This window comes from Pseudomonas sp. NPDC099000, assembly GCF_044759925.1.
Classification (GTDB): domain Bacteria; phylum Pseudomonadota; class Gammaproteobacteria; order Pseudomonadales; family Pseudomonadaceae; genus Aquipseudomonas.
This window is the reverse complement of sequence record NZ_JBIWAF010000005.1, coordinates 140,568-152,784: the sequence shown is the minus strand read 5'-3', so window position 1 is coordinate 152,784 and position 12,217 is coordinate 140,568. Positions and strand designations below refer to the sequence as shown.

Sequence of the window (12,217 nt, the reverse complement as noted above, 5' to 3'; positions counted from 1 at the left end):
TGTGATGAAATGCGACCCCACTCTCTATCGCGCCGCGCCGCCATCACTCGCCGTGAAACCCCGTCTGATTCGCCATCTGTTCCTGCCTCCCCTGGTCATCGCCCTGATGATCGGATTGGGCTACCTCGGCTTCTGGGTCAGTGAACACTACGGGATTCGCAGCCTCAGCGAGAACGGCCAGCGTCAGCTCGAACTGCACGCCCGCGCCGTCGAGAGCGAGATCAGCAAGTACACCTACCTCCCCAGCCTGCTGGAACTTGAATCCAGTGTTTCAAAACTGCTGGCCGACCCGTCACCGGAATACCGGCAAACGGTCAATGAATACCTCGAAGGCCTGAACCGGCGCAGCCGCAGTCGGGCGATCTACGTGATGGACACCACCGGCCGCGTCATGGCCACCAGCAACTGGCGCGATGTCGACAGTTACCTGGGTGAAGACCTGTCCTTTCGCGCCTATTTCCAGAACGCCGTGCGCGGTCAGCCGGGACGCTTCTACGGCATCGGCAGCACCAGCGGCGAACCCGGTTATTACCTGGCCCACGGCCTGGAAGAACACGGCAAGATCATCGGCGTCGCGGTGGTCAAAGTGCGCCTCGAAGCCATGGAAGAACGCTGGCAGCGCGCGCGCCTCGAAGCCTTCGTCAGCGACGAGAACGGCATCATCATTCTCTCCAGCGATCCGGCAAGACGACTCAAGTCGGTTGTGCCGTTGAGCGACGAAACCAAGGAAAAACTGGCCCGCAGCCTGCAGTACTACTGGTTCCCGCTGAACGAACTGCAACCGCTGGCTCGGGAGAAACTGGCCGAAGGCGAAGAAAAACTGATCTTCCCCGCTAACAGTGAAGTGGAGTCCGACGAAGAGGACATCAGCTACCTTTCGCAAACCCGTCCCCTGAGCGACACCCCGTGGAACTTCACCCTGCTCACACCGCTCCAGGATTTGCGCCGTGAAGCGATCAATCAGGGGATTCTGGTGGCGGTGGCGTTTGCCCTGGTGGCGTTCCTGCTGATTGCCTGGAACGAGCGGCGCAAGGTGATCGCCACCCGCCTCGCTGCCCGAGAAGCCCTGCAGGAAGCCAACAATCAACTGGAGCGTCGGATTACCGAACGTACCACCGACCTGCGCGCCAGCAACGAACGCCTCAAGGGCCAAATCCGCGAACGGCGTCAGGCCGAAGAGACGTTGCGCCGCGCCCAGGATGAGCTGGTGCAAGCCGGCAAACTCGCCGCCATCGGCCAGATGTCGACCAGCATCGCCCACGAACTGAACCAGCCGCTGGCGGCGCTGCGCACCTTGTCCGGCAATACCGTGCGCTTTTTAGAGCGCGGTCAACTGGACGTGGCCAGCACCAACCTCAAGACCATCAACGAATTGATCGACCGCATGGGCCGGATCACCGCCAGCCTGCGTTCCTTCGCCCGTCGCGGTGACGACAAGGGCCAGGCGTGCCTGGGCAAAGCGGTTGACGCCGCGTTGCAACTGCTCGGCGGTCGCGTGGAAAGTGTCCATCTGCAACTGCACCGTGACTTCAAAGACGTGCAGGTGCAGATCGATCAGACCCGCCTCGAGCAGATTCTGGTCAACCTGATCGGCAACGCGCTCGACGCCATGCAGGCGCAACCGTTGCCCGAGCTGTGGCTGGAGGGCGAAGCATTCGATGGCAAATATCGCCTGCGCGTGCGCGACAACGGCCACGGTATCGATGCCGAAGCGCGCAAGCATCTGTTCGAACCGTTCTTCACCACCAAGCCCGGCGAACAAGGCCTGGGCCTGGGCCTGACACTTTCCGCCAGCCTGGCCGCCGCCACCGGTGGGCACCTGGGTGTCGAACACCCGGCCAGCGGTGGCACCACCTTCGTCCTCAGTTTACCGTTGGTAAGCCCCATTCACGCCGAGCCAATATGAACAACGACCTTAGTGTGCTGATCGTCGAAGACGACCCCCATGTGCTGCTCGGCTGCCAACAGGCGCTGACCCTCGAAGACATTCCCTGCGTGGGTGTGGGCAGCGCCGAAGAAGCGCTGGAACGGGTTGGCGACAACTTTGCCGGCATCGTCATCAGCGACATTCGCCTGCCGGGCATCGATGGCCTGGAACTGCTGACCCGCCTCAAGGCCCGCGATCGCAGCCTGCCGGTGGTGCTGATCACCGGCCACGGCGACATCTCCATGGCCGTCGGCGCGATGCAGAAAGGCGCCTATGACTTCATGGAGAAACCTTTCTCGCCGGAACGCCTCGTCGATGTCGCCCGTCGCGCCCTGGAGCAACGCAGCCTGGCCCGGGAAGTGTCTTCGTTGCGCCGGCAACTGGCGGAGCGTGATTCCCTGGAAGGTCGGATTATCGGCCGCTCGCCGGCCATGCAGAACCTGCGCGAACTCATTGCCAACGTCGCCGATACCTCGGCGAACGTGCTGATCGAAGGCGAAACCGGCACTGGTAAGGAACTGGTCGCGCGCTGCCTGCACGACTTCAGTCGCCGCCACACCAAACAGTTCGTCGCGCTGAACTGCGGCGGTCTGCCGGAGAATCTGTTTGAAAGCGAGATCTTCGGCCATGAAGCCAATGCCTTCACCGGCGCCGGTAAACGGCGGATCGGCAAGATCGAACACGCCGACGGTGGCACGCTGTTTCTCGACGAAGTCGAAAGCATGCCCCTGCCCTTGCAGATCAAACTGCTGCGGGTGTTGCAGGAACGCACCCTCGAACGCCTGGGTTCGAACCAGAGCGTGGCCGTGGATTGCCGGGTGATTGCGGCGACCAAGTCCGACCTCGACGAGTCGAGCAAGGCCGGCGAGTTTCGCAGCGACCTGTATTACCGCCTGAACGTGGTAACCCTGGAACTGCCGCCCCTGCGCGAACGTCGCGAAGACATCCTGCAACTGTTCGAACACTTCCTGCAGCAATCGTCCTTGCGCTTCGACCGCGCCGTGCCGGAGCTGGACAACCAGACCCTGTCGAACCTCATGAGCCACGACTGGCCCGGCAACGTGCGCGAACTACGCAACGTCGCCGAGCGTTTTGCCCTCGGCCTGCCGGCTTTCAAGAAATCCGGCGCCAGCGGCAGCGCTCAGGGTCTGGCCTTTGCCGAAGCGGTGGAAGCGTTCGAACGCAACCTGCTCAGCGACGCGTTGCAACGCAGCGGCGGCAACCTGACCCAGGCCAGCCTGGAACTGGGCATGGCCAAGACCACGCTGTTCGACAAAGTCAAAAAGTACGGACTGAGCCACTGATGGATTTGATGCTGAAAGCGGCGCTGGGTGCGGCAGCCAAATCCCTGTCGGAGCGAGCCTGCTCGCGATGAGGCCATAACATTCAACATTGATGTTGGCTGATACACCGCCATCGCGACCAGGCTCGCCCACAGTTATTAATTCGGCCAGCCGCGTGATCAGCTAACGGTCCCGCCCTTTGATTCGCTCATGATCTGCCGAATCGCCCCGACGAACGTCTCGACCGGCTGCCCGCCACTGACTGCGTATTGCCCGTTAAACACCACCGTCGGCACCGAACTCACCCCGCGCGACAGCCACAACTGCTCTTCTTCGAGCACCTCTTTGGCAAACTCATCGGACGCCAGAATCGCCTCGGCCCGCTGCCGATCCAGCCCCACGCTTTCAGCAATCTGCACCAACTGCCCGTGGTCGGACGGATTGCCGCCATCAGTGAAGTACGCCTTGAACAGCGCTTCCTTCAGATTGAACTGCAACCCTTCCTGCCCCGCCCAGTACAACAATCGGTGCGCATCAAAGGTGTTGTAGATGCGGCTGTTGCCGTCGGTGCGAAACGCAAACCCGACTTCGGCGCCACGGGCGCGGATCATCTCGCGGTTCTTCTGCGATTGCTCAGGCGTCGAGCCGTACTTTTCGGTGATGTGTTCGGTGATGTTCTGCCCTTCAGGCCCCATCTTCGGGTTCAGTTCGAACGGCTGGAAACGGATCTCGGCCTGGACCTCATCACGCAGCACTTCCAGCGCGCGGGTCAGGCCGTACAGGCCGACCACGCACCACGGGCAGGACACGTCGCTGACGAAATCGATTTTCAGGGGGGTACTCATCATTCACCTCGCAGGCTTGGATCGCGCCGGAAAGTTCGAACGATACACCCGAAGGCTGGCGCGCGCAGGTCCCCTGTAGGAGAGAGCCTGCTCGCGATAGCGGTCTTGCAGTCAACACTGCTGTGGCTGATACACCGCTATCGCGAGCAGGCTCACTCCTACAGGGGTTTTGGGGTGTTTTGGGGAGTGTGTTTAGTTCTGTTTAAGGTTACTTCCTGAAAGCTACAGCGCCTTGCGCCGTCGCCTACAACCACGTCAGAATCCGCCGGCTTGTGCGCTTTGGGGGCCGTCGGTAACTTGGTTCGTGTCACTGATTCCCAGTGATCGGGTTTAGTAGCCCGGCCTTTCCAATCCGGACGTACATGCGTCATATAGTCAGGCATTCGCCTGCACTTGATGGTAGCTGTGCGCATGGCGTCCTCGGACGCGCCGGTTTTGGATTGGTGGCCGGTCTACTAACTTGCGCACAGCTGCCACCCTTCCGTTTAGTAGCGAGACAGGTTGCGGCTCTATTAACAGGAGTACCAATCCAATGTTCAAGATCACACCAAATCCACCGGAAACCGACGACGTTTCCCCCTACGAAGCCCCGGACTCCAAAAAACTCAATCAAGCCGCCGACCGCGCCCTAGATTACTACCTCAAACCGGTCATCCCCAAAGACACTCCACGCCGGCCCAGCACCATTTACACCATCGCCCCCGACATCGATCACGAAACCCTGCTGGCCAATGCCTGTGAATCCCTGGCGTCAGCGAGCGTGATGCTGAGTGATTTCGCCGGATTGCTGGAAGGCCCGCAGCGCAACACCGTGTTGGGCATTCAGCAGTCCGTCATGCTGGGCGAACTGGCGGTAAACCGAATGCTGGATAACCTCGTTCCATCGACATAACCAACTGAGGCAAGGGAGCCTTTGTGGTGAGGGGATTTATCCCCGTTGGGTGGCGAAGCCGCCCCCGCGTCCGTTCAGACAGACCGAGTTGTCTGGATTTACGACTGCTTCGCAGCCGAACGGGGATAAATCCCCTCGCCACAGGTTCCTGCTCGACTGGAGATTGTCTTAAGTGAACAGCATTGCCTCACCACAGGATTTTGTTTCACAGGTTGGATTTGGGGATTACAGGAGGTTCGGGGTTGGCACCGGATCGATCTGTGCCCAATGCGAAGTGTCTTCGCGATGGGCCTGCAAGTACGGCAACACCGCCGCCAACAATGGCGCCTTGAACGCTTCCTGGAACCGATGCGCCAACCCCGGAATCAGCTTCAACTGACTGCCACGAATATGCGCCGCCAGGTGCACGCCATGCATCACCGGCAACAGCGGATCGGCCGTGCCGTGGACCACCAGCGTCGGAACGCGCAATTGGTTAAGCAGCGCCACGCGACTGCGCTCGGCGAGGATCGCCATGATCTGGCGCTTCACGCCCTCAGGATTGAACGCCCGGTCATAAGAAAGCGCCGCTTGATGCAGCAACGCCTGCCTATCATCGCTCACCGTCGGGCTGCCCAGCGCCGCCAGCAAGTCCGCCTGTTGTTCCAGCGCCACTTCGCGATTCGGCGCGCTCCGCCGCGACAACAACTGCACCAACGCCGCACTCGGCGCCGGCAAGCCTTCGGCCCCGGAGCTGGTCATGATCAGTGTCAGACTCTCGACCCGCTGCGGCGCCATCGCCGCCATGTGCTGGGCGATCATCCCGCCCATGCTCGCGCCCAGGACGTGGAATTGCTCAACCTTCAGCGCATCCATCAGGCCGAAGGCATCGTCGGCCATGTCGGTCAGGGTATACGGCGCCGCCACCGGCAACCCGAGTTTGTAACGCAGCACTTCGAAGGTCAGGTTGGCGTCGACGGGCGCTTGCCGCCAGGTCGACAGGCCGACGTCGCGATTGTCATAACGAATCACCCGAAAACCCTGCTGACACAGCGCGACCACCACCTCATCCGGCCAGTGAATCAACTGCCCGCCCAGGCCCATCACCAGCAACAACGCCGGGTCGGACGCACGGCCGATGCTCTGATACGCCAGGCTCACCTGCGCCAGATCGGCCTGTAGGGTGGGAACATTGACATCGCAACGAGACGCCGCCAAGGACGGCAGGCCAAACAACAGCAAGGCCAGAAAAATGAATGCACGCATGAAAAAACACCGAAACGCAGAACCCCAGTAGAGCGCGAGTCTGATGAAGTTTGATCAAGCGCGCTGCCACAGTTACGTGACAGTTTGATGAAGATTGCCGAGCGGTCGAGGGACGTGTTGAGGACTACCGCTGGTCAGAAAACAGTCTGTACCTGTTATTTCTGACAGTAGCCAGCCTGCCAGTTTGAGCTTTCAATCAGTCTCTGACGCGCCTTGCCGCCCCCGGTTCGCGCGCTTTCGTGCGAGTCGGAGAACACCTATGACTGCTTTATTTTTTTTCACACCAGAGCAACTTGCCGAGCTGAAAAAAGAAAGCCCGCAACAACAGGTCGACTTGTGTGCCGGAATCAGGTCGCAGGGCCTGTTCACAGAAGATGGCGCATTCGCCATTTTCCCCATCCTGATTCTGGGTTGGCACGTGGTCGACTACCCCACCGCCTCGTATGGGGTCAACGCGGATGAAACCGTAGGTCCCGGCCTGGGGTGGTGGGTGCTTTTTCCCTCTTACGCGTTAATGGCGGCGTTTGACACCTTGCGCTTGTACATGAGCACCCCCCTCGCCCCGGGTCAGGCCGCTGACCCGGCGGATCGAGGCACACTGATCAAGACCGAAACCGTCCCCAGGAATCACAACAACGAGGACATCGTCAGCTTCATTCCCAGGACCGCTGTCGAAAAACCCGGCATCCATCGCATGTGGTACACCGTCGAACGCACCAGCGGCAATGGCCCGGAACGTTCAGAAGAGATCACCGTATGGTTTAAGCCAACCTTTCCGGACAGCCGCGATCCCAACGGCAACACCCCCGAGCGCGTGCCTCTGGAGGCCCCTCGATTCCCGGCCATTATAGATAAGACGATGGTGGAGGAAGGAGTGGACGTCACTATTCCTGCCTGGCCAATCATGACCGTCGGTGACGTCATTACCCTGATGTTCGGCAATCAAATCGTCGAGTACACCCTCAAACCCGAGGAGGTCGGTCAGAACATCGTTGTATTTGTGTCGGCTGCCGTGCTCAAGCTGATCGGCCCCGCTGACCCGTTGTTGGTGAGTTACAAGATCCGTGACCAAGTACACAACAGCAGTCTCACCTCCAAAACAGGTGAAGGAAAACTGGATCCGAATCTCACTTATCTTGAAGCGCCTTCAGTGGTTGGCTCGAACGGCAATGTTCTGAAAATCGACGATCTCAATGGCAAGCCCATGGAAATTGAAATCTTCGTCGAGCGAGCCGACGCCATCCCTGGAGATAAAGTGGAATGCTTTATCTACAACCCCAAGACTGGACTCACTCAGTCCTTTGGTCCGTTTAATTACCAAAGAGGCATCGTCACGGTCGAGGTGCTTTACGAAATAGTGAAGAATCTGGCCCCGGCGACCATAGAGATCTACTACGAGCGCATAAGAGTCGTGGCCGGCGTAGAGAAACGCACCCCGTCCTACTCCCATTTCCTGGAGCTAATCGGCAAAAAATACCGAGCCCCAGCACCTACTGCGCCGCAAGCTCACGGGGCGGTCCTGTCTCCAGATCTGGCAGAGACGGTCGTCTATGCCGGACCTGGAATCGAAGGTCTGGCGGTCGGTGACAAGGTGACGCTGACCTGCCTGAGTACAAGCGCCGGCGGCACAACGCGCCTGCAAACTTACGAACGGTTTGTTACCCAGTCCATGGTGATTCCGGGGGAGGGCATCGTCGTGCCATTCGTCTGTGAAACCACCCATTTCGAGACTTATCAGAACGGTTCGGTCCGGCTGTCCTATACCGTCACCGGCATCGGGCATGCCGCACCTCTTGAGTCCTACACCCGTCGGCTGCGCATCGGGCAAGTGACCAATCTCCTGGGCGTCGTCGATGTCGGCAAAGACGAAAACGGCGTACTCGATCCGAAGGTCATTCCTTTCGGCACTTCCGCCATTTGCCTGGCCAAAGGCCACACGCGCATCGGCGATACGGTTCATCTGGAAGTACGCGGACCCGACGGCAATCCTGTTTTTGCAGACTCGTTGCCCATTACCGCGGCCCACCTCGACAAAGACATTGAATTCAGACTGGCCTACGAACTCATCAATTCACTGCTCAATCAAGTGATCAAGGTGGACTGGTACATCGAGCGCGAGCGCGAACTCCCGCTGACAGCGCCCGAACTGGTGTTGCGAATCGGCGCCAAGGCCCTGGTGCTACCGCCGCCCGAGCTTGTGCAAGCTTCACCTGGCACTAGTATCAATCCGCAAAACACTCAGAAACTTGCCACGGTCAAAGTCACCTACACCGGGATGGACCCCACCCATCGTGTCACCCTCTTCGTCAAAGGGCGCGAGGGCTTTGGCAGCCCGGTGCTTGCGACACTTGGCGGCAGCGCCAGCGGAACATTGATCTTCACCCTGCCCCTGACCGCCGTCCCCGCCAACATGGGAACCTTCATGTCCTTCTGGTATGTCGTGACGCAGGAAGGCATACATGATCAAAGCTCCGCCCCCACCAGGTACGAAGTCACCTCCATTCCCAATGAAGACATCAACTACCCGCGCATGACCATTAAAGAGGCGCCGGATCACAAGGTCCTTAACCTCAACAACTTCACGGGGGATGCTCACTGGACGCTGATTGCCTGGCTGTTCATTGCCATCGGAACGCGGATGCGGGTGGCCCTGAGTGGGCAAAAAGCCGACGGTAGCGAACACGTCATCATGTTGTTCGAGGGGGTAATTAACGCCAACCATGTGAACACGGGATTAAGCGGTGTCATCAGCAGGGAGCAACTGCAACTGTTCAAGGACGGAACTGAAGTATTCGGCCTGTCGATTGCCAACCTCAGCAACAAAGGAGGCATTGATACGTTCTTCCCCATGCGGGAACTGACGATCAAATCGGAAATGCTGGCAAGGCCGATGATTACGCAGTTGATCGACAATCAAGGGGCCATTACCGGGCAAGTCGTTAACGGTGGTACATGCGATGACCCAACACCTGAACTCGTAGGGACCGCAACGCCCAAAAGCGTGGTCCATTTGTTCAACGGTGAATCGTCAATAGAAACGGTAACAGCGGACATTAACGGGATCTGGAGGAAAGTCATCAACATCGGGTTGGGTCGCCACAGCCTGACCGCTAAAACCCCCGATGGTCAGCAGGTCTCCCCCCCATGGGCTGTGACGGTGCAAGCAGATCTGAACTCCGTGACCAGTTTTAACAACGCAAACTTCAATGGTTGGGCACCAGGCATTGGTGCACAAACAGGTCGCTTCCTGGGTTCAGCGCCTAACGCCCTCTTTCATATATTTACGCCTGGAAAAATAAACAATTCAGGCCTGCTGTTCTCACGTGCGTTTCAATTGGTGACTGGCGCCAGGTACGAGTTCTCGTGCCAGGTATACAACACCGCCGTGAACGGCTACGACGTCGATCCGAAAATAAACCTGGTGGTCAACAACATGCTTAATACCCCTGTCGTGAATATTTACAAACATACGGGATGGATTACGGTGATAGGGTCTTTTACAGCCACCTCCATCAACGCCATGTTCAACATTACCAACTACGAGACAGGAGACATCGGTAATGATTTTTACATTAACTTGCTGACCGTCAGACAGCTCTCGAATTAACGGTCAATCGAGCCGATTCAAAAAAACCGTCCCATGTAAAGCCCGCTGACGACCAAGGTTCCAGCGGGCTTTTCTTTCGAGCAAAAAGCAATTAACCGTCAGGCCAACTGACTACGCAACTGCCGCGCCGCCGCCACCATGTTGACCAACGCTGCCTCAGTCTCCGGCCACGCCCGGGTCTTCAATCCGCAATCCGGGTTCACCCACAACCGCTCCGCCGGAATGCGCTTCACCGCTTTGCTCATCAACTTGACCATCTCGGCCGTGTCCGGCACCCGTGGCGAGTGGATGTCGTAGACACCCGGCCCGATGTCGTTCGGGTAGTCGAAGGCTTCGAAAGCCTCGAGCAATTCCATGTCCGAGCGCGAGGTTTCGATGGTGATCACGTCGGCATCCATCGCCGCGATGGACTCGATCACGTCGTTGAATTCGCTGTAGCACATATGGGTGTGAATCTGGGTTTCATCCCGCACACCGGAGGCGCTCAAGCGGAAGGCTTCCACCGCCCAATCCAGATATTCCTGCCATTGCGCCCGACGCAGCGGCAAGCCTTCGCGGAACGCGGCTTCGTCGATCTGCACGATTTTGATGCCGGCGTTTTCCAGGTCCACCACTTCGTCACGTAGGGCCAGGGCCAACTGCTGCGCCTGGATTTTGCGCGAGACGTCTTCGCGGGGGAACGACCACATCAGCATGGTCACGGGACCGGTGAGCATGCCTTTCATGACCTTGTCGGTCAGGCTCTGCGCATAACTGATCCAGTCGACGGTCATGGCGGTCGGGCGGCTCAGGTCGCCATAGATGATCGCCGGTTTGACGCAGCGCGAACCGTAGCTCTGCACCCAGCCGAAACGGGTGAACAGGTAGCCGTCCAGTTGCTCGGCGAAGTACTCGACCATGTCGTTGCGCTCGGCTTCACCGTGCACCAGCACGTCCAGGCCCAGGCGTTCCTGGACTTGCACGGCATGGCGGATTTCGCTGTGCATGGCATCGGTGTAATCGTTGGCCGACAGCTTGCCTTGCTTGAACGCCTGGCGCGCCAGACGGATCGAGCCGGTCTGCGGGAACGAGCCGATGGTGGTGGTCGGGAATGGCGGCAGTTTCAAGCGCGCCTGTTGCTGCGCGATGCGTTTGGCAAACGACGAATGACGTTGGCTGTCCGCCGCGCTGATGGCGTTGATGCGTGCCTGCACTTCGGCTTTGTGGATACGCGGTGACTCGGCGCGGCTGGTCTGAATCGCTCGGCTCTGGGCCAAAGCCGCTTGCACCTTGGGCGATTGCGGGTCGTTCAGGGCATCGCGCAACACGGCGATTTCACCGCACTTCTGCACCGCAAAGGCCAGCCAGCTTTTCAGTTCCGGGTCGAGTTTGTCTTCGCGTTCCAGGTCCACCGGGCTGTGCAGCAGCGAGCAGGAACTGCTGACCCACAGGTTGTCGCCAAAGCGCTCTTGCGCCGGTTGCAGTTGTGCAAGGACTTGCTCCAGTTCGCAACGCCAGACGTTGCGACCGTTGACCAGGCCCACCGAAAGAATCTTGTAGGTCGGCAGGCGATCGAGCACCTGGCCGAGTTGATCCGGCGCCCGCACCGCGTCGATATGCAAGCCTTGCACCGGCAGGCCGACCGCCAGGCCAAGGTTATCTTCGAGGCCACTGAAGTAGGTCGCCACGAGTTTTTTCAGCGGCGAGTATTGAAGGATGTGATAAGCGCGTTCGAAGGCGTTTTTCCAGGCTTGCGGCAGGTCGAGGGTCAGGATCGGTTCGTCGATCTGCACCCATTCCACGCCTTGAGCGGCGAGGCGGCCGAGGATTTCACCGTAGATCGGCAGCAGGCGCTCCAGCAGATCGAGCTTGTCGAAGTCGTTGCCTTTGGCCTTGCCCAGCCACAGGTAAGTCAGCGGGCCGATGATGACGGGTTTGACGTTGTGGCCGAGGGCCTTGGCTTCGTCGACTTCGTCGAACAGCTGTTCCCAGCTCAGCTTGAATTGTTGGTCAGACGTGAATTCCGGGACCAGGTAGTGGTAGTTGGTGTCGAACCACTTGGTCAGCTCCTGGGCGTATTGCGCCTTGGTGTGTTCACCGCCGCAGCAGGCCGCCGTGGCGCCACGGGCCATGGCGAACAGGGTGTCGAGGGTCGGCAGGCCGCGCGCATCCTTGGCACTGTCGAAACGCTCGGGGATCACACCGAAGGTCAGGGAATGGGTCAGCACTTGGTCGTACCAGGCGAAGTCGCCGACGGGCAGCAGGTCGATGCCGGCGTCTTTCTGCAACTGCCAGTGGGTGGCGCGCAACTGGTGGCCGACGCTTTTCAGCGAGTCCTGATCAAGGTCGCCCTTCCAGTAGGATTCGAGGGCTTTTTTCAGTTCGCGGTCTGCACCGATGCGTGGGAAACCAAGTGTGTGTGCCAGAGCCATGGTGAGT

7 protein-coding genes are annotated in these 12,217 nt (G+C 59.3%); 4 read left to right on the top strand and 3 right to left on the bottom strand.

The window, feature by feature from the left end:
- Positions 1-4 precede the first annotated feature (4 nt).
- Together ACIQV9_RS09075 and ACIQV9_RS09070 are read left to right on the top strand one after the other, a co-directional pair.
- Positions 5-1,906 carry an ATP-binding protein gene (locus ACIQV9_RS09075; protein ID WP_403100211.1) on the top strand — a complete coding sequence of 634 codons (1,902 nt, stop codon included), beginning with the start codon at positions 5-7 and terminating at the stop codon, positions 1,904-1,906.
- Positions 1,903-3,231 carry a sigma-54-dependent transcriptional regulator gene (locus ACIQV9_RS09070; protein WP_403100209.1) on the top strand — a complete coding sequence of 443 codons (1,329 nt, stop codon included), beginning with the start codon at positions 1,903-1,905 and terminating at the stop codon, positions 3,229-3,231. The genes ACIQV9_RS09075 and ACIQV9_RS09070 overlap by 4 nt, the downstream gene beginning before the upstream one ends.
- Before the next feature lie 158 nt (positions 3,232-3,389).
- Here ACIQV9_RS09070 and ACIQV9_RS09065 read toward each other — a convergent pair whose 3' ends face one another.
- Positions 3,390-4,055 (bottom strand): DsbA family oxidoreductase, encoded by a 666-nt coding sequence (locus tag ACIQV9_RS09065; protein WP_403100206.1) that lies wholly within the window; start codon positions 4,053-4,055, stop codon positions 3,390-3,392.
- A 532-nt stretch (positions 4,056-4,587) separates the two neighbouring features.
- Here ACIQV9_RS09065 and ACIQV9_RS09060 point away from each other — a divergent pair.
- Positions 4,588-4,947: a DUF6124 family protein gene (locus ACIQV9_RS09060; protein WP_403100203.1), complete on the top strand. Its 360-nt coding sequence runs from the start codon at positions 4,588-4,590 to the stop codon at positions 4,945-4,947.
- Between the two features lie 225 nt (positions 4,948-5,172).
- Here ACIQV9_RS09060 and ACIQV9_RS09055 read toward each other — a convergent pair whose 3' ends face one another.
- Positions 5,173-6,192 (bottom strand): alpha/beta fold hydrolase, encoded by a 1,020-nt coding sequence (locus ACIQV9_RS09055; RefSeq protein WP_403100200.1) that lies wholly within the window; start codon positions 6,190-6,192, stop codon positions 5,173-5,175.
- Between the two features lie 259 nt (positions 6,193-6,451).
- Between ACIQV9_RS09055 and ACIQV9_RS09050 the strand changes: the two genes are divergently transcribed.
- Positions 6,452-9,799: a hypothetical protein gene (locus ACIQV9_RS09050; RefSeq protein ID WP_403100198.1), complete on the top strand. Its 3,348-nt coding sequence runs from the start codon at positions 6,452-6,454 to the stop codon at positions 9,797-9,799.
- 98 nt (positions 9,800-9,897) lie between these two features.
- On the opposite strand, the gene metE is transcribed toward ACIQV9_RS09050, so the two are convergent.
- On the bottom strand, positions 9,898-12,210 hold the full coding sequence (gene metE, locus ACIQV9_RS09045; protein WP_403100195.1) for a 5-methyltetrahydropteroyltriglutamate--homocysteine S-methyltransferase: 2,313 nt from the start codon (positions 12,208-12,210) through the stop codon (positions 9,898-9,900).
- Between the last annotated feature and the right edge of the window lie 7 nt (positions 12,211-12,217).